We start from the raw sequence: 16728 nt of genomic DNA, 5'->3' as shown, positions 1-16728 counted from the left end.
CTCCACGATACGGACACCTTTCACGCATCATCGGGCCAGGTCAGGCCGCCAACGATACCGAATCCACCCGGGCACCGGCTCGGCACCGAGCTGGGCGTAGAACCCGGCCGCGCGTTCGTTGCCTTCCTGCATGTCCCACTCCACCCTGCCGCTCGTGCGGGCGCGCAGCTCGGTGAGCAGCTCTCCACCGAGGCCATGTCGCCGGAACGCGGGCCGGACGAAGATGTCGTCGAGCCAGATGCCGGGCCGTGCCTCCCAGGTGGAGAAGTTCCACGAGCAGAACGCCATGCCCGCCACCTCGCCCTCCGACTCGGCCATCAGCACCCAGGCCTTCGGGTCCGGCCCGAACAGGTGCTCGGCCATCTCGGCGCGGTCGAGCATCAGGTCGTTCTTGCCCTCGTACGCTGCGTGCTCCTCGATGAGCGCGCAGATCTCGTCGATGTCGTCGGCCTTGGCATCCCGTACTCCCATCCGCAAGAGGCTACCGATCGATCGATCGGTTCGCCTAGGCTGCGGTACATGGAGACCGTGGAGCTGAACATCGCCGAGGGCGTCGCGCTCGTCTGGTTGAACCGGCCCGACCGGCTCAACGCCGTGTCGCCGGAGCTCGTCGACGACCTGCTCACAGCGCTGGACAGAGTGGCCGCCGACGAGAGCGTTCGCGCGGTGGTGCTGGCGGGCAGGGGCCGCGCGTTCTGCGCCGGCCACGACCTCAAGGCGCCCACCGCCGACGGCGACGCGAGGGTCCGGCTCGAGCGGCTCCAGGACGTCACCCGCAGGCTGCGCGGGCTGCCGCAGCCGGTGATCGCCGCGGTGCACGGCTACGCCATCGGCGCGGGTGCGGAGTTCGCACTGGGCTGCGATCTGGTGGTCGCGGCCGACGACGCGGTGTTCGGCTTCCCCGAGGCCACCCTCGGCCTCAGCGTCACGGGCGCGGCGTCGCGCCTGCTCCCGCTGCTGGTCGGTCCTGCGAAGGCCAAGGAACTGGTGCTGCTCGGCGAGCGCGTCGACTCGGCCGTCGCGAAGGGCATGGGCCTGGTCAACAGGCGCGTGGCGCGCGACGAGTTACTGGAGTTCTCGATGGACTGGGCCCGGCAGCTGGCCGGAAAGCCGCGGGCCGCGGTCACGCTCGCCAAGCGGGCGATCGACCGGGGAGTCGACAGCGCGGTGGAGACGGCGCTGGAACTGGAGATCAGCCACGCGCTGCTCACGGACGGCTCGCCGGAGGTCGCCAGGACGACGGAGGAGTTCCGGGCCCGTGGCTGACCTGGCCTCGCTCGTCACCACCGCGGCGCGCCGGTGGCCCGAGCGAACGGCGTGGGTGTTCGACGCCACCGGGCAGCGGCTCACCTTCGCCGAGGTCGACCGGCGCACCGACGAGCTCGCCTCGGCGCTGGCCGCGCTGGGCACAACGCGCGGTGACCGGGTGGCGGTGATGCTGCGCAACCAGCCCGAGTTCCCGTTGCTGTGGCTGGCGCTCGCAAAGCTCGGCGCGGTGCTCGTGCCGCTCAACACCGGTTACCGCGAGCTGGACGGCGCACACGTACTGGCCCATTCGGGAGCCCGCTTCGTGGTGACGGCGCCGGAGTTCACCGAGCTGCTCACCGCCATCGCGCCGCGTACGTCGGTCGAGCGCGTGCTGACGCCCGACGAGCTGCGCCCTGCCGGGTCGCCGCCCGCGGCGCCGAACGCGCCGGAGCTGCCGGTGAACGTCCAGTACACGTCGGGCACCACGGGCGCGCCCAAGGGCTGCGTGCTGCCCCACCGGTACTGGACCACGCTCGCCGAGGGGCTGGTCACCGGATTCCCGCATCTTGGCGAGGACGACGTCCTGCTCACCGCGCAGCCGTTCCACTACGTCGATCCACAGTGGAACGTCGCGGCGGGGCTGGCGAGCGGGGCCACGCTGGTGGTGCTCGACCGGTTCCATCCGTCCACGTTCTGGGCCAAGGTGCGCGAGCACGGCGTCACGTGGTTCTACTGCCTCGGCCTGATGCCCACGTTGTTGCTGCGCATGCCGGAGTCGCCGGACGACCGCGAGCACCGGGTGCGGGCGATCAGCGCGTCGGCCATTCCACGAGACCTGCACGCCGAGCTGGAGCGGCGGTGGGGCGTGCCGTGGTTCGAGGCGTTCGGCATGACCGAGACGGGCGGCGACCTGCGGGTGGAGCCCGCCGATCACGACGAGCTGGTGGGCTCGGGCTGCATCGGAACGCCCACGCCCTCGCGCGAGGCGATGATCGCCGACGAACAGGGTTCGCCGGTGCCGCGGGGTGAGACCGGCGAGCTGCTGATCAGAGGCGTCGGCCTGATGCACGGCTACCACGACGATCCCGAGGCGACGGCGCGCGCGTTTCGCGGCGGTTGGTTCCGCACCGGTGACCTGGCCTCGATGGACGAGCACGGCAGGGTGTTCTACGCCGGCCGCACCAGGGACATGATCAGGCGCAGTGGCGAGAACGTCTCCGCCGACGAGGTGGAGCGGGCGCTGCTGCTGCACCCGGCGGTGCGTTCGGCGGCGGTGCTCGCCGTGCCGGACGCCCTGCGCGGCGAGGAGATCAAGGCGTTCGTCGTGGCCGACGGCGAACCCGATCCCGCCGGGCTGGCCGAGTTCTGCGCCGCCCGGCTGGCCTATTTCAAGGTTCCACGCTATTGGACCTTTGTGGACTCACTGCCGATGACACCGTCTGAGCGGGTCGCCAAGGGAGAGCTGCGCCGAAACGGTGGTGAACAGCTGGCGGGCTCCTACGACCGGGTGGAGGGCGCATGGCTGTAGCGACGGGTGAGCGGGTGCGGCGCGCAGCGGTGAAACTGTTCGCCACCAAGGGTTTCCACGGCACCGGCATCCGTGATCTCGCCCAGGCCGCGAAGCTGTCGTCGGCGAGTCTCTACCACTACATGGGCACCAAGGAGGAGCTGCTCGCCGGGATCATGCGCGATTGTCTGCGGAACCTGCTCGACGAGGCCACAACGGCGCTCGAGGGTGTCAGCGACCCGGTCGAGCGCGTGCGCAGGCTCGTCACGGTGCACGTCACCGCGCACGCCAGGCAGCCGAACGAGACGCGCGTGGCCGACGACAACATCGAGGTGCTGTCGCCTCGCCTGCGCCGTGACGTGGTGCGGCTGCGCGACGACTACGAGGCGCTGTGGTCGGACACGATCGAGGAGGGCCTGCGCGAGGGCGTTTTCGACACCGCGCAGCCGACGGTCACCCGGATCGCCGTGCTCGACATGTGCACCGGGGTGGCCAGGTGGTACTCATCGCGAGGACCCCTTTCGCTGCGCCTGCTCGCCGAGCACCACGTGGAACTCACCCTGCGTGCGCTGGGCGTTCGGGTCTCAGCGGGCTGTGGCCTGGCGAACTCCCGGGACCCCCAAGCTTGCCCCGGAGCCGCTGCTGAGGGACGCTCGTGGGGTGAGTGAGGAAACAATCAGGCTGGAACTCGATGAAGCGGGTCTCGCTCCGGGCCTTCCGATGCCCACCGACCCACGGGATCAGGTACAGGATGTGCCTTATCGTCCGGTCGAGTTCCGCGACGACGATCTCCCGGCCGCGTTGGAGCGCTGCGCCGGCTGGCTCAAGCAGGCTCAGCAGTGGCTCGGTGAGCCGGTGGACGTACTCGCCGTCCACCTCGACTACGACGAACGGGACGGCTTCCCGTACTACGACCTGAAGATCCTGTGCAACGAGGAGGATCTCGCGGGCGTGCCGCTGGCGCTGCGGCAACGCGGCGAAACCGTTCCTTCCTGAGTAGAGACAATCCCGCTGCGGTGGCAGGTCGGCACTCGCCGGCCTGCCACCGCAGCGTGAGCCCCTGGCGTTCTCAGCCCAGGGTTCCTCCGACCTTGACGTGCCCCTTCAACAGATTGCGGGCGATGGTCCTGCGCTGGATCTCGTCGGTCCCCTCGTAGATGCGGAGCAGTCGCAGCTCCCGGTACCACCGCTCGATCGGCAGTTCCCGGGTGTAGCCCATTCCGCCGTGGATCTGCAGCACCCGGTCAACGATCTCGTTGGCCTTCTGGCCGCCGTAGAGCTTCGCGATCGACTGCGCGTGCCGGGAGTCCAATCCGGAGTCCACCTGCCAGGCGGCGTGCAGCACCAGCCAGCGCAGGGCTTCGAGTTCGACACCGGAGTCGGCGATCATCCACTGGATCGCCTGCCGGTCGGCGATGGGAGCGCCGAAGGTCTCCCTGCTGTTGGCGTGTTCGATCGCCATGGACAGCAGTCGTTCACACGAACCGATGGCGCGCGCGGGAAGCAGGTAGCGACCGCGGCCGATCCACTGCATCGCCAGGTTGAAGCCACCTCCGAGCTCGCCGAGGATCTGGCTCTCCGGCACGCGGACGTCCTCGAAGACGAGCGCGGCGGGACCCCATTCGCCCATCGTGTCGATGTGCTCGGAACGCCAGCCCATCTCGCGGTCGACGAGGAAGCAGGTCACTCCGCCGTCCGCGCCCTTCTCGGGATCGGTGATGGCGAAGACCATCGTGAAGTCGGCCTCGCTGCCGCCGGTGATGAAGGTCTTCTCGCCGTTGATGACCCAGTCGGCGCCGTCCTTGCGGGCGGTGGCCCTGATGGCCTTGGCGTCGGAGCCCGCACCGGGCTCGGTGATGGCGAAGCACGACTTGCGCTTGCCCTCGATCGTCGGGAGCAGATAGCGCTGCCGCTGTTCCTCGTTGGCGTAGAAGAGGATGTTGTCGGCGGAGCCGCCGAAGCGGAAGGGCACGAACGTGCGGCCGAGCTCGGCCTCCAGCAGCGCGGTCATCACCGCGGAGAGCCCCATGCCGCCGTACTCCTCGGGGGTCTGCACGCCCCAGAAGCCGGAGTCACGCGCCTTCAGCTGGAGCGCTTCGAGCTCCTCGGCAGGCAGGCCGGCTTCGCCCGCGCGTTCCCTGCGGAGCACCTCCTGCTCGAGCGGGACGAGCTCCCGCTGCACGAAGGTCCGCACCCAGTCACGAATCTCGCGCTCCTCGACACTGAGACTGAAATCCATTGCCGCCGACTCCCTCGTTACTAAGCGGTTGCTTAGGGACCAAGGTAACGCACTCCGGACCTGGCGGCACTCGTTGCGCACCCCGTAGATTTGGCGCGTGATCGAGTGCGCGGTGTGGTGGTCGACCCCGATCCTCGAGACCGGCGAGCGCCTGGCGCTGCTCACCGAACCCGAGCGCGAGCGGCACGCCGCGTACCGCAGGGACGAGGACCGCAGACGCTTCCTCACCGGCAGGGTCCTGGCGAAGACGCTGGCGGGCGAGCGCCTCGGCATCGCGGCCACGGCCGTCGAGTTCGACGCGACGTGCGACGACTGCGGCAAGCAGCACGGCCCGCCCCGCATTCCCGGCGCAGACCTGGCGCTGTCGATCTCCCACTCCGGCGACCGCGTCGGCGTCGCGATCAGCACCGGGACCCCGCTCGGCCTCGACGTCGAGACGGCCTCGCGCACCGTCGACGACGGCCTGCTCGGCTACGCCCTCAACGACGCCGAGCGCGCCGCGCTGACCGGCCTGTCCGAGCGTGAGCGGACCGAGGCCTTCTTCCGCTACTGGACGCGCAAGGAGGCGGTCATGAAGGCCACCGGCCGCGGCCTGCGGATCCCGCTGGGCAGCCTCACCATGTCGCCGCCCGGCGAGCCCGCCAAGCTGACCGACTCCGCCGACCCGGCGCTGAGCCCGGAACGCACCAGGATGGCCGACCTCGACCCCGGCGACGACTACCGCGCGGCCATCGCGGCGCTCACCAGTGACGAGATGGAGGTCACCCAGCGCTGGTGGTCACCCATCCGCTGACGGGCGGACAATAGGGAGATATGGACGCCGCGCGACTGCTCGAGGACTACGCGCGAGGAGATTTCTTCCTCGCGACGGCGCACCGCACGATCCTCGGCTCCGGCGTCTCCCACGAGCTCACCGGCACCGACGAGACGCTGCTCGCCGAGCGGGTCCGCGACGCTCTCGCCGACGCTTCCGCCCCCATCGCGGCGGGCGTGCTCCCCTTCGACACCGTCGCCGGTGGCGGCACGCCGGGCCGGCTGGTGGTGCCCGAGTCCGTGCGGTTCACGGGCGCGGCGCATCCCTCGGTCGACCGGCTGGCCCGCCGCGAGGTGGGCCGTCCCGTGCGGGTCGCGGGGGTGCCGGAGGGACGGCGGCACGTCGACGCCGTGGCCCGCGCCATCGCAGCGCTGGACGAGCGAGGGCTGCGCAAGGTGGTGCTCGCGCGAGCGGTGGACCTGGAGTTCGCCGACGCCGTGGAGCCGGAGGCGATCCTGCACAACCTCGTCAAGGACAACGCGACGGGCTACACGTTCGCGGCAGGCCTGCCCGGTGGGCGGACGCTGGTGGGCGCGAGCCCGGAGCTGCTGCTCTCCCGGCAGGGCGACCGTGTGGTGTCGCACCCGCACGCGGGCTCGATGCCGCGCTCGGCCGACCCGGTGATCGACCGCGAGAACGGACAGGCGCTGCTGGCCTCCCGCAAGGACCACATCGAGCACGCGGTGCTGGCCGAGGCCGTGGTGGAGGCGCTGCGGCCGTACTGCCGCAAGCTGGACGCGCCGGACCTGCCCGAGCTGGTGTCGACGCCGACGATGTGGCATCTCGGCACCACGGTCACGGGCGAGCTGGCCGACCGGGACGTCACGGCCCTGCACCTCGCGGCCGCACTGCACCCGACGCCTGCGATCTGCGGAACGCCGACGGACTCGGCGCGGGAGCTGGTGACGGAGCTGGAGCCGTTCGAACGCGGCTACTACGCGGGCGCGGTCGGCTGGGTGGACGCCGAGGGCGACGGAGAATGGGCGGTCACGATCCGCTGCGCCGAGGTCGCCGAGCGGTCGCTGCGGCTGTACGCGGGTGGGGGCATCGTGCCGGAATCGGACCCGGGCGCGGAGCTCGACGAGACGTCGGCGAAGTTCGCGACCCTTGCCACGGCCATGGGACTGCCGCGTGAGTGGCTGACCGGGCTGTAGTGCCAGGTCAGCCACTCACGGTGGACGGCTCGAGTGACTACTTGAGCGCGTTGATGAGCGCTTCGCGCTGACGCTCGCCGAGGCCGGCGGCCCTGCGGTCGGGGTCGATGCCCGCCTGCTCGAGCAGCGCGGCCACCTTCACGGCCCCGAGGCCCGGCACGGCCTTCAGCAGCTGCGTGACCTTGGTCTTGCCGACCGTCTTGTCTTCCTTCGCCCGGTTCAGCACCTTGTCGATGCTTTCCTTGCCGGACTTGATCGACGCGAGCAGCTCCGAGCGCGCCTTGCGAGCCTCGGCCGCCTTGGCCAGGGCTTCCGCCCGCTGTTCCGGAGTCAACGTAGGCAGAGCCAACGTACTAATCCTTTCTTCTCGGGTGCCGCGTGAGCGGCGACAACCCAGGTCCCCAGATGCTTGCTGAAGCAAGCGCTGGCCAGGCCGTCACTTACCACGGGCCCCAGTAAACGCCAAGACAACCGTGACCGCGAAATCGACACGCAATGTCCCCTCAACCGGGTCATGCAGGTCAGGGGGCCCAGTCGTCCGGGGAAGCATTCAGCTGCGGTCCGTAACGGTTGTGCGGTCAGCACATGTCTTGTTGACTTTTAGCGCATTAGGCTCGCGCGTAACCCAGTTCACAGTCGAGCGGACCGCGGGAGAGAACACGATGTTGAGCACGATGCAGGACGACCAGCTTTCCCTCGCCCACCTGCTGAGGCACGGCTCCACGCTGCACTCCGAGAGCGAGGTCGTCACGTGGACTTCCAGCGGTCCGCGGCGCGAGACCTACGGCGACGTGGGCAAGCACGCGGCCCAGCTCGCGGGCGCTCTGCGCGGCCTCGGTGTGACCGGGGACCAACGTGTCGGCACGTTCATGTGGAACAACGCCGAGCACCTGGCCGCCTATCTCGCGATTCCGGCGATGGGTGCCGTGCTGCACACGCTCAACATCCGGCTCTTTCCCGAGCAGCTGGTCTTCGTGGCCAACCATGCCGAGGACCACGTGATCATCGTGGACGGCACGCTCGTGCCGCTGTTCGCGAAGCAGCTGCCGCAGATGAAGACCGTCAAGCACGTGATCGTCGCGAACGGAGATCCCGCGTCGCTCGAGGCGCCGGAGGGCGTGCGGGTGCACTCCTACGACGAACTGCTCGCCGCGCAGCCCGAGACCTTCGACTGGCCCGACGTGGACGAGCGCTCCGCCGCCGCGATGTGTTACACCTCCGGCACCACCGGTGATCCCAAGGGCGTCGTGTACTCCCACCGCTCGATCTGGCTGCACTCGATGCAGGTGTGCATGAGCGACAGCATGCGGCTCGACCAGTCCGACACAGCGCTGGTGATCGTGCCGATGTTCCACGCGATGTCGTGGGGCATGCCGTACGCGGCGTTCATGGTCGGGGCCTCGGTGATCATGCCCGACCGCTTCCTGCAGCCCGAGCCGATCGCGCAGATCCTCGCGGCGGAGCGGCCCACGTTCGCGGGAGCCGTGCCGACGATCTGGCAGGGCCTGCTGCAGCAGCTCGACGCCAACCCGCAGGACATCTCCCACCTGCGCGAGGTCGTGGTGGGCGGCTCGGCGGCCCCGCCGTCGATGATGCACGCGTTCGAGGAGCGCTACGGCGTGCCGATCCTGCACGCCTGGGGCATGACCGAGACCTCGCCACTCGGCAGCGTCGCCAGGCCGCCCGCGTCGGCGACCGGCGAGCGGGCCTGGCAGTACCGCTACACCCAGGGCCGCTTCCCGGCCTCGGTGCGCGCGCGGCTGATCGACGACGACGGCAACGAGGTGGCGTGGGACGGCGAGAACGTCGGTGAGCTGGAGGTTCGCGGCCCGTGGATCGCGGGCGGCTACTACAGCCCGAGCGGCGAGGTGGACCCGGAGAAGTTCCGCGACGGCTGGCTGCGCACCGGCGACGTCGGAAAGATCACACACGACGGTTACCTGACGCTGACCGACCGCGCGAAGGACGTCATCAAGTCCGGCGGCGAGTGGATCTCGTCGGTCGACCTGGAGAACACGGTGATGTCGCACCCGGCGGTCGCCGAGGCCGCGGTGATCGGCGTGCCCGACGAGAAGTGGGACGAGCGCCCGCTGGTCGCGGTGGTGCTGCGGGAGGGCGAGACCGTCAGCGCCGAGGAGCTGCGCACGTTCCTGGAGGGCAAGGTCGCCAAGTGGCAGCTGCCGGAGCACTGGACCTTCGTCGAGGAGGTGCCGAAGACCAGCGTCGGCAAGTTCGACAAGAAGCGCCTGCGCGCCGCCCACTCCGACGGCAAGCTCGACATCTCGCACTTCTAGGGGACGCCGGAGCCTTACCTCCCGGGTAATCGACGCGGCGCTCGGAGTGCGGCAGTGTGCTGGTCATGGACGCCGAGGGCACCACCCTGTTCCACCAGACCATGCCGTTCACCGAGCGCCTCGGCGTCGAGGTGCTCGAGCACTCCGCTCAGCGGGTGCGCAGCCGCATCGCGTGGGACGAGTCGCTGTGCACGCTCGGCGACACCCTGCACGGCGGGGTGCTGATGTCGCTGGCCGACTCGACGGCCGCCGTGTGCGCCTTCCTGAACCTGCCCGACGGGGCGCGGGGCACCACGACCATCGAGTCGCGCACGAGCTTCCTGCGGCCCGTCTCGTCAGGGCACGCCACCGCGACGGCCACGGCGCTGCACACGGGCCGCAAGGTGATCGTGGTGGAGACCGAGATCCATGACGACGACGGCAGGCTCGCCGCGAAGGTGACCCAGAGCCAGGCCGTGATCTGATCGAACGACAAAGGTTTACAGAGAGCTGAAAAAAAGACGAAAATCTTTCCCATGCGCGGACGACTCTCCACGGTCCTACTGGCGGCCATCGCGGTGTCCGCCATCACCCAGCCCACCGCGCTCGCCCGCGAGAACGAGCGGATCGACTACCGCGGCTGGGGCACCGAGCGCGACTTCGCGCGCGGCGAGCTGGCCGGGGTCGAGGCCGGTGAGCAGGGCCTTCGCATCGGCACGCCCGCGGGCGCCGAGGGCGCCTACGAGTACGGGCGGTGGACCTCGCCGGTGCACGAGCCAGGCTTCGACGCCTCCGAGCTGATCGCGTCCTGGACAGCCGAGACGCCCGCGAAGACGTGGCTGCGCGTGGAGGCCAGGGCGACGACGGCGGCGGGCGAGGACACCGCCTGGTACGTGCTCGGCAAGTGGGCCCACGGCGACGCCGACATCCAGCGCACGACCGTGCCGGACCAGAGCGACGAGCACGCGAGCGTCAGCGTGGACACCCTCGTGGCCGAGCCGGGCGTCGCGCTGCGTTCGTTCCAGCTGCGCGTGAGCCTCTACCGCGAGAAGGGCACCGCCGCCACGCCGGTGCTGCGCAGCGCCGGTGCGATGACGTCGGACGTGCCCGACCGGTTCGAGGTGCCGATCTCGGAGCCTGGCGAGGCCAGCGGCGTCGAGCTCGACGTGCCGCGCTACGCGCAGAACGTGCACAGCGGAAACTATCCGGAGTTCGGCGGAGGCGGCCAGAACTGGTGCAGCCCCACGTCCACGGCCATGGTGGTGGAGTACTGGGGCAAGCGCCCGAGCGAGCAGGACCTGTCGTGGCTGCCTGCCGACTACCCCGACCGTCCCGTCGCCCACGCGGCGCGGTTCACCTACGACTACGACTACGAGGGCACCGGCAACTGGCCGTTCAACACCGCCTACGCCGGGTACTACGGCCTCAGGGGCCACATCACGCGCCTGCACTCGCTCACCGAGCTCGAGAGCTACATCGCGCGCGGCGTCCCCGTGATCACGTCGCAGTCGTTCCTGGCGAGCGAGCTCGACGGCGCCGGGTACGGCACGGCGGGTCACATCATGGTGGTCGTCGGCTTCACCGCCGACGGCGACGTGATCGTCAACGATCCCGCCGCCGACAGCGCCGAGGGCGTGCGCAACGTGTACCCGCGCGAGCAGTTCGAGACGATCTGGCAGCGCACGCAACGCTACGACGCCGAGGGCAACGTCGCGAGCGGACCCGGAGGAATCGTCTATCTCATCAACCCGTGACGCATGCGCATGTCGCGATGACCGCATGGTCCGTGGCAAGCTTCGCCTAGGAGCAATGCTGCCGAAAGGACGAGAAGCGCATGCCGTACGAGGTCCAGGGCGTGGTGTCCCGCGCGAAGGGTGAGCCGGTCTCGCTGGAGACCGTGATCGTTCCGGATCCAGGTCCGGGCGAGGCGGTGGTGGCGATCAAAGCGTGCGGGGTCTGCCACACCGATCTGCACTATCGCGAGGGTGGCATCAACGACGAGTTCCCATTCCTGCTCGGACACGAGGCCGCCGGGTACGTGGAGCAGGTCGGCGAGGGTGTCACCGACGTCGAGCCCGGCGACTTCGTGGTGCTCAACTGGCGCGCCGTGTGCGGAACCTGCCGGGCGTGCAAGAAGGGCAAGCCCTGGTATTGCTTCTCCACGTTCAACGCGAGCCAGCCGATGACGCTGGCCGACGGGACGCCGCTGAGCCCCGCGCTCGGCATCGGCGCGTTCATGGAGAAGACGCTGGTCCACAGTGGACAATGTACGAAGGTGGACCCCTCCGCGGAGCCGGCTGTGGTCGGCCTGCTCGGCTGCGGCGTGATGGCCGGGATCGGCGCCGCCATGAACACCGGGGCCGTGTCACGCGGTGACTCGGTGGCCGTGATCGGTTGCGGTGGCGTCGGCGACGCCGCGATCGCGGGCGCGCACCTGGCCGGCGCCACCACGATCATCGCGGTCGACATGGACGACGCGAAGCTGGAGTGGGCCAAGGAGTTCGGCGCCACCGCCACGCTCAACACGCGCGGCAAGAGCCACGACGAGGTCGTCGAGGCGGTACAGGAGCTCACCGGCTCCTTCGGTGCCGACGTGGTGATCGACGCCGTCGGCAGGCCCGAGACGTGGAAGCAGGCGTTCTACGCCCGCGACCTCGCAGGCACGGTGGTGCTGGTGGGAGTGCCGACGCCGGACATGCGGCTCGACGACATGCCGCTGATCGACTTCTTCGCGCGCGGCGGCTCGCTCAAGTCGTCGTGGTACGGCGACTGCCTGCCGTCCAGGGACTTCCCGATGCTGGTCGACCTGTACCAGCAGGGCAGGCTGCCGCTGGACAAGTTCGTCACCGAGCGGATCGCCGTCGACGGCGTCGAGCAGGCGTTCGCGCGCATGCACAAGGGTGACGTGCTGCGCAGCGTGGTGGTGTTCGACTGATCCTGTTCACCGACGCCGACTTCCCGCCCAACCCGTATCCCGGTGCGCGACCGGAGTGCTCGTTCGTGCACCGGGACGGGGCGGGTCATCCGCTGGACACGGCGCCGCGGGGCTGGCGCACGGACCGGATTCCCGTGCTCGCCTACGGCTCCAACGCGTGCCCGGCCAAGATCACGTGGCTGAGGGAGAACCTGGGCCTCGGCGCCGAGCCGGTGGTTGTGGCCCGAGCCGAGTGCACGGGCCTTGCCGCGGTGTGGGCGAGCGGGCTGCGCGAGCGGGACGGTCAGCGGCCCGCGACGCTGTCCGCCGCGCCCGGCGTGACGGAGTGGCACGCGGTGTGGTTCGCGACGCCGGAGCAGGTCGAGGTACTGGATCGCTGTGAGGGCCGCGGGGTGCGCTACGACCTCGCGCGCCTGCACACCGGCACCGTGCGGCTCGAGGACGGCGCGGCGGTCGAGGGCGTGCTCACCTACGTCGCCGCGGGGCCGGCGCGGATGCCGTTGCTGGTCGACGGCGCCCCGGTGCGCACGGCGAAAGTCCCCCAACACGAGGCCCTGCACCTGACGGGAACCCCAGCACTCACCCACGGCCTGAACGCCACCCCGATCCCGCTACCGCGGTGAAGGGCACCTTTACTGCGTTCAATGCGGTAGAGGTGCCCTTCACCGCGGTTGTCAGCGCTGGGGTGCGGGGGGTAGGAGTTTGCCCGGGTTGAGGATGCCCTTCGGGTCCACGGCGGTCTTGGCCGCTCGGAGTACGTTCACGCCTACCGCGCCGATCTCCGCGGCGAGATAGGGCGCGTGGTCGGTGCCGACGGCGTGGTGGTGGGAGATCGTCGCCGCCTGCCCGGCGATGGCCTCCGACGCGGCTCGTTTCGCCCGCTCCCACTGCCCGATCGGGTCGGAGTGATCGCGCGCGGCGAGCACCGTGAAGTACAGCGAGGCACCCGTCTCGTAGGCGTGCGAGACGTGGCACAGCACGAGCGGGCTCTCCAGCGCGCCGTGCAGGGCGGAGCGCACCCGCTCGTACACCGCGGGCAGCTCGGACCAGTGCGCCGCGGTCTCCAGCGTCTCGACGCACGCGCCCGCCTCGAGCAAAGCGTCGCGTTGCCTCGGGCCGGTGAAGCGCCCGCGCTGCCACGCGTGCCCCGGCGCCGCGCCCAGTCCGACGGCACCGGCCGCGCGCAGGCTGCGCACGGCTTCCCTGCGCCGCTGCACGGCATCGCCGTACCAGCCGAGGATCAGCAGGCACGGCTGCGCGATCCCCTTCGCGCCGAGGTACCGGCGCAGCAGTCCGGTCTTCCAGCCGCCCGAGAGCGCGAACGACGACGCCGTCTCGTCCACATCGGACAGCCGGGTGACGTCGGCGAGCAGGCCACGCTGGGCCAGGTGTCGCACGGCGAGCGTGCCGCGTTCCCAGCCGTCGAGCACGAAGCCCTCGAACCGCTCGCGCTCGGGCAGCGGGCGCACACGCACGGCGACCTCGGTGAGCACGACGAGCGTGCCCTCGCTGCCGAGCACCAGCGCACGCAGGTCCGGTCCCGCCGCCGACGCCGGCGCGACCCCGAGCCGCCACTCACCCTTCGGCGTCGCCAGCCGCACCCCGGTGACCATGTCCTCGAACCGGCCGTAGCCGGACGACGCCTGGCCTGCGGACCGCGTCGCGGCGAAACCGCCGATGGTGGCGCGTTCGAACGACTGCGGCACGTGGCCGAGGGTGAGTCCGTGAACCGACAGCAGGCGCTCCGCGTCAGGACCTCGCACACCTGCCTGGAACACGGCCACTCGCGACACGGGGTCGACGGAGACGAGCCGGTCGAGCCGCTCGAGGTCCAGCACGAGCACGCTGTCCTTGTCGCCGCGCAGCGCGGTGACCCCGCCGACGACGGAGGTGCCACCGCCGAAGGGCACCACGCCGATGTCGTGCTCGGCGCACACCTCGAGCACGCGCTGCACCTGTTCGGGGTCCGCGGGCAGCACCACGGCGTCGGGCACGGCGGGCGGGGACGAGGGATAGCGGCGGCGCAGCAGGTCGACGTAGGACAGCCCACCGCTGCGGCCGAGTCGCTCGGCCGGATCGTCCAGCACGTACTCCTCGCCCACGATCGCGACCAGTTTGGCGTGCGCGGCGGTGGGTATCCGGGACTCCGCGACGGCTATGGCCGAATTCGGTGCGACAGGAGCGTCCGCGGTGCATTCGCCGATACGCTGCTCAAGCCAGCGCATAGCCTTGGGGGCTAGTTCGACCGCTCCGGGACCTTCGGGAGTCCACGATCCTCGTAGGCGGTGGTCAACACTGTCTTTCACCACTAAAGTGTGACACATGAAGCTCGAACGTCACACTGTCGTCAAGCCTCAGAGCGCGCTCGCGGCCACCCGTGACCGGTCCGCAGCGAGTCGCGTGTCGGACGACGAGCTGCTCGACGCTGCCAAGCAGTGCGTGCTGGCCACCGGGGTCCGGCGCACCACGCTCGCCGAGATCGCCCGCACCGCCGAGGTGAGCAGGATGACGCTGTACCGGCGCTTCCCTGATGTCCGCAGCATCCTCGCGGCGTTGATGACCCGCGAGTTCGGGACCTTGTTGCGAGGGGTGGCCACCGAGGTCAGCACCGCGACCAACGCACGGGAACGCCTGGTCGACAGCGCCGTCGGCGCCGTGCGCGGCCTGGTGGCCGACTCGCTGATGCGCACCGTGCTAGACCTCGACGCCGAACTGCTGCTGCCCTACGTCACCGAGCGGCTCGGCACGACCCAGCGCTTCGCCGAGGACGTGGTGCGCGCGCTGGTCCTGGACGGTCAGCGCGACGGCTCGATCCGCAGGGGCGAGCCGGGAGCGCAGGTGCGCGCGCTGCTGCTCGTGGTGCAGTCGTTCGTGCTGTCACTGCGGCCCGCCACGATCGACGTCGAGGAGGAGGCCCTGTTCCGCGAGCTTCGGCACGTACTGAGCGCGGCACTGACGCCATGATCAGGGCCTCGCTGTCCGCGCGCAGGCGGTCCAGGGAACTCGCCGAGCTGGCCTCGGGCGAGCGCGTGGACCTGCTGGTGGTCGGTGGCGGCGTGACCGGAACCGGGATCGCGCTCGACGCCGCCTCGCGCGGACTGTCGGTGGCCCTCGTCGAAGCACGCGACCTCGCCTTCGGCACGTCGCGCTTCTCCAGCAAGCTCGTGCACGGCGGACTGCGCTACCTCGCGCACGGGGACCTGGCCATCGCCAGGGAGAGCGCGGTGGAACGCGGCATCCTCATGACCCGCACGGCTCCGCACCTGACCAGGGCGCTCGGGCAGCTCTTCCCGCTCTTCGACGGCACCCCGAGGGCGGAGCGGCTGCTCACCACCGCGGGGCTGCACGCGGGCGACGCGCTGCGCCGGAGCGCGCGGACGCCGTCGAGCCTGCTCCCCCGGCCACGCTCGGTGCCCGCCGCCGAGGCACTCGCGCTCGCCCCCGGGCTGCGCCCGACGGGGCTGCGCGGCGGACTGCTCTCCTTCGACGGCGCGCTCACCGACGACGCGCGCCTCGTGGTGGCACTCGCGAGGACCGCGGCCTCGTTCGGCGCGCGCGTGCTCACCCGGCTGCGCGTGAGCGAGCTGACGGCCGACCGGGTGCGAGCCCGGGACGAACTGACCGGCGAGCACGTCGACCTGCACGCCCGTCAGGTGGTCAACGCGACAGGAGTGTGGGCGGGTTCGCTCGTGCCCTCGGTGCACCTGAGCCCCTCGCGCGGCTCACACGTCGTACTCGACGCGGACCGCACCGGACTCGGCGAGACGTCGGTACTGGCTCCCGTTCCCGGCTCGCACAGCCGATTCGTGTTCCTGCTGCCCCAGCCCGGCGGACGGGCCTACCTCGGCCTCACCGACGAGCCGGTGCCCGGCGAGCCTCCCGAGGTCGCCGAGGCACCACAGTCCGATGTGGACTTCCTGCTGAAGGCCGCCTCCGCCGTGCTGGCACGCGAGCTCACGCACGACGACGTGCTCGGAACCTTCGCCGGGCTGCGCCCACTGCTCGCAGCCGACGGCAGCACCTCCGATCTCTCGCGCAGGCACGCGGTGCTCACCGACCCGGCCTCGGGCGTGCTGACCGTGGTGGGCGGCAAGCTCACGACCTACCGCAAGATGGCCGAGGACGCCGTCACCGGGGCGGTGCGCGCCAGCGGACTCGACGCGGGACCGGTGCGCACGAGGGATCTGCCACTACTCGGCGCAGCGGACCGGCGAGCATTGTCCACAGTGGATGCGCCGCCAGAGCTGGTCGCCAAGTACGGCACCGAGGCGCCGCGCGTGGCCGCCCTCGCCGACATGGACGACGACCTCGGCAGGCCGTTGTTCCCCGGTTGCGGCATCACCGGCGCGGAGGTGGTCTGGGCAGTGCGGCACGAGGGCGCGCTCGACGCCGACGACGTGCTGCACCGGCGCACCCGGCTGGGACTCGTCGCGACCGAGGCCGACGCCGCGCGCGAGCGCGTGGCGGACCTGGTGGCCCGTACCCTGCACGGACTTGCCGAGACGGCCTGACGGCCTGCGGCGCGCCGCGTACCCTTGCCCGTGGACACGGCCAGGAG

17 protein-coding genes are annotated in these 16728 nt (G+C 70.7%); 13 read left to right on the top strand and 4 right to left on the bottom strand.

Annotated elements, in window-relative coordinates; translation table 11 throughout:
- Positions 1 to 27: 27 nt before the first annotated feature.
- The gene (locus JHE00_RS14060; protein ID WP_200318508.1) at positions 28 to 471 is read right to left on the bottom strand and encodes a GNAT family N-acetyltransferase; all 444 of its coding nucleotides are present in this window, start codon (positions 469 to 471) and stop codon (positions 28 to 30) included.
- A 48-nt stretch (positions 472 to 519) separates the two neighbouring features.
- Here JHE00_RS14060 and JHE00_RS14055 point away from each other — a divergent pair, with 48 nt between their 5' ends.
- From JHE00_RS14055 to JHE00_RS14040, 4 genes are read left to right on the top strand one after another with little or no spacing between them, the layout of a single operon-like run.
- Positions 520 to 1266: an enoyl-CoA hydratase/isomerase family protein gene (locus JHE00_RS14055; RefSeq protein WP_200318507.1), complete on the top strand. Its 747-nt coding sequence runs from the start codon at positions 520 to 522 to the stop codon at positions 1264 to 1266.
- Positions 1259 to 2776 (top strand): ATP-dependent acyl-CoA ligase, encoded by a 1518-nt coding sequence (locus JHE00_RS14050; protein WP_200318506.1) that lies wholly within the window; start codon positions 1259 to 1261, stop codon positions 2774 to 2776. The genes JHE00_RS14055 and JHE00_RS14050 overlap by 8 nt, the downstream gene beginning before the upstream one ends.
- Entirely contained in the window at positions 2767 to 3423 is a 657-nt protein-coding gene (locus JHE00_RS14045) for a TetR/AcrR family transcriptional regulator (RefSeq protein WP_200318505.1), read from the top strand. Before JHE00_RS14050 ends, JHE00_RS14045 begins: the two co-directional genes overlap by 10 nt.
- Positions 3416 to 3751, top strand: coding sequence for a hypothetical protein (locus tag JHE00_RS14040; protein ID WP_200318504.1), 336 nt, complete (start codon positions 3416 to 3418; stop codon positions 3749 to 3751). The genes JHE00_RS14045 and JHE00_RS14040 overlap by 8 nt, the downstream gene beginning before the upstream one ends.
- Positions 3752 to 3824: 73 nt before the next feature.
- Here JHE00_RS14040 and JHE00_RS14035 read toward each other — a convergent pair whose 3' ends face one another.
- Positions 3825 to 4994: an acyl-CoA dehydrogenase family protein gene (locus JHE00_RS14035; protein ID WP_200318503.1), complete on the bottom strand. Its 1170-nt coding sequence runs from the start codon at positions 4992 to 4994 to the stop codon at positions 3825 to 3827.
- Between the two features lie 97 nt (positions 4995 to 5091).
- Between JHE00_RS14035 and JHE00_RS14030 the strand changes: the two genes are divergently transcribed.
- Together JHE00_RS14030 and JHE00_RS14025 are read left to right on the top strand one after the other, a co-directional pair.
- Positions 5092 to 5787 carry a 4'-phosphopantetheinyl transferase family protein gene (locus JHE00_RS14030; protein ID WP_200318502.1) on the top strand — a complete coding sequence of 232 codons (696 nt, stop codon included), beginning with the start codon at positions 5092 to 5094 and terminating at the stop codon, positions 5785 to 5787.
- A gap of 20 nt (positions 5788 to 5807) precedes the next feature.
- Positions 5808 to 6962 (top strand): isochorismate synthase, encoded by a 1155-nt coding sequence (locus tag JHE00_RS14025; RefSeq protein WP_200318501.1) that lies wholly within the window; start codon positions 5808 to 5810, stop codon positions 6960 to 6962.
- A gap of 37 nt (positions 6963 to 6999) precedes the next feature.
- Here JHE00_RS14025 and mihF read toward each other — a convergent pair whose 3' ends face one another.
- Positions 7000 to 7311: an integration host factor, actinobacterial type gene (gene mihF, locus JHE00_RS14020; protein ID WP_200318500.1), complete on the bottom strand. Its 312-nt coding sequence runs from the start codon at positions 7309 to 7311 to the stop codon at positions 7000 to 7002.
- A gap of 313 nt (positions 7312 to 7624) precedes the next feature.
- Here mihF and JHE00_RS14015 point away from each other — a divergent pair, with 313 nt between their 5' ends.
- The 5 genes from JHE00_RS14015 to JHE00_RS13995 all read left to right on the top strand — a co-directional run bounded on the left by JHE00_RS14015 (position 7625) and on the right by JHE00_RS13995 (position 12793).
- The gene (locus JHE00_RS14015; RefSeq protein ID WP_200318499.1) at positions 7625 to 9256 is read left to right on the top strand and encodes a long-chain fatty acid--CoA ligase; all 1632 of its coding nucleotides are present in this window, start codon (positions 7625 to 7627) and stop codon (positions 9254 to 9256) included.
- A 65-nt stretch (positions 9257 to 9321) separates the two neighbouring features.
- Positions 9322 to 9720: a PaaI family thioesterase gene (locus JHE00_RS14010; protein ID WP_230424132.1), complete on the top strand. Its 399-nt coding sequence runs from the start codon at positions 9322 to 9324 to the stop codon at positions 9718 to 9720.
- Positions 9721 to 9771: 51 nt separating this feature from the next.
- The gene (locus JHE00_RS14005) at positions 9772 to 10989 is read left to right on the top strand and encodes a C39 family peptidase (protein ID WP_200318498.1); all 1218 of its coding nucleotides are present in this window, start codon (positions 9772 to 9774) and stop codon (positions 10987 to 10989) included.
- 80 nt (positions 10990 to 11069) lie between these two features.
- Positions 11070 to 12170: an S-(hydroxymethyl)mycothiol dehydrogenase gene (locus JHE00_RS14000; protein ID WP_200318497.1), complete on the top strand. Its 1101-nt coding sequence runs from the start codon at positions 11070 to 11072 to the stop codon at positions 12168 to 12170.
- Positions 12171 to 12235: 65 nt separating this feature from the next.
- The gene (locus tag JHE00_RS13995; protein ID WP_307831935.1) at positions 12236 to 12793 is read left to right on the top strand and encodes a gamma-glutamylcyclotransferase family protein; all 558 of its coding nucleotides are present in this window, start codon (positions 12236 to 12238) and stop codon (positions 12791 to 12793) included.
- A gap of 51 nt (positions 12794 to 12844) precedes the next feature.
- On the opposite strand, the gene JHE00_RS13990 is transcribed toward JHE00_RS13995, so the two are convergent.
- The gene (locus tag JHE00_RS13990; protein ID WP_230424124.1) at positions 12845 to 14494 is read right to left on the bottom strand and encodes an FAD-binding oxidoreductase; all 1650 of its coding nucleotides are present in this window, start codon (positions 14492 to 14494) and stop codon (positions 12845 to 12847) included.
- On the opposite strand from JHE00_RS13990, the gene JHE00_RS13985 reads away from it, so the two are divergent.
- Positions 14493 to 15134: a TetR/AcrR family transcriptional regulator gene (locus tag JHE00_RS13985; RefSeq protein ID WP_200318495.1), complete on the top strand. Its 642-nt coding sequence runs from the start codon at positions 14493 to 14495 to the stop codon at positions 15132 to 15134. The two genes, JHE00_RS13990 and JHE00_RS13985, sit on opposite strands and share 2 nt — an antisense overlap.
- Positions 15131 to 16681, top strand: a complete 1551-nt coding sequence (locus tag JHE00_RS13980; RefSeq protein WP_200318494.1) for a glycerol-3-phosphate dehydrogenase/oxidase — start codon at positions 15131 to 15133, stop codon at positions 16679 to 16681. The genes JHE00_RS13985 and JHE00_RS13980 overlap by 4 nt, the downstream gene beginning before the upstream one ends.
- Positions 16682 to 16728: the final 47 nt, after the last annotated feature.

The sequence above is a fragment of the Prauserella cavernicola genome (assembly GCF_016595675.1).
Classification (GTDB): domain Bacteria; phylum Actinomycetota; class Actinomycetes; order Mycobacteriales; family Pseudonocardiaceae; genus Prauserella_A; species Prauserella_A cavernicola.
The sequence above is the reverse complement of the archived record's forward strand: the minus strand, read 5'-3'. Positions and strand labels throughout refer to the sequence as shown.

What these genes read in the sequence shown, in the direction of transcription:
- JHE00_RS14060 (WP_200318508.1), bottom strand. Translation starts at nt 471, where the DNA reads ATGGGAGTACGGGATGCCAAGGCCGACGACATCGACGAGATCTGCGCG.
- JHE00_RS14055 (WP_200318507.1), top strand. Translation starts at nt 520, where the DNA reads ATGGAGACCGTGGAGCTGAACATCGCCGAGGGCGTCGCGCTCGTCTGG.
- JHE00_RS14045 (WP_200318505.1), top strand. Translation starts at nt 2,767, where the DNA reads ATGGCTGTAGCGACGGGTGAGCGGGTGCGGCGCGCAGCGGTGAAACTG.
- JHE00_RS14035 (WP_200318503.1), bottom strand. Translation starts at nt 4,994, where the DNA reads ATGGATTTCAGTCTCAGTGTCGAGGAGCGCGAGATTCGTGACTGGGTG.
- JHE00_RS14025 (WP_200318501.1), top strand. Translation starts at nt 5,808, where the DNA reads ATGGACGCCGCGCGACTGCTCGAGGACTACGCGCGAGGAGATTTCTTC.
- JHE00_RS14015 (WP_200318499.1), top strand. Translation starts at nt 7,625, where the DNA reads ATGTTGAGCACGATGCAGGACGACCAGCTTTCCCTCGCCCACCTGCTG.
- JHE00_RS14010 (WP_230424132.1), top strand. Translation starts at nt 9,322, where the DNA reads ATGGACGCCGAGGGCACCACCCTGTTCCACCAGACCATGCCGTTCACC.
- JHE00_RS14005 (WP_200318498.1), top strand. Translation starts at nt 9,772, where the DNA reads ATGCGCGGACGACTCTCCACGGTCCTACTGGCGGCCATCGCGGTGTCC.
- JHE00_RS14000 (WP_200318497.1), top strand. Translation starts at nt 11,070, where the DNA reads ATGCCGTACGAGGTCCAGGGCGTGGTGTCCCGCGCGAAGGGTGAGCCG.
- JHE00_RS13985 (WP_200318495.1), top strand. Translation starts at nt 14,493, where the DNA reads ATGAAGCTCGAACGTCACACTGTCGTCAAGCCTCAGAGCGCGCTCGCG.
- JHE00_RS13990 (WP_230424124.1), bottom strand. Translation starts at nt 14,494, where the DNA reads ATGTGTCACACTTTAGTGGTGAAAGACAGTGTTGACCACCGCCTACGA.
- JHE00_RS13980 (WP_200318494.1), top strand. Translation starts at nt 15,131, where the DNA reads ATGATCAGGGCCTCGCTGTCCGCGCGCAGGCGGTCCAGGGAACTCGCC.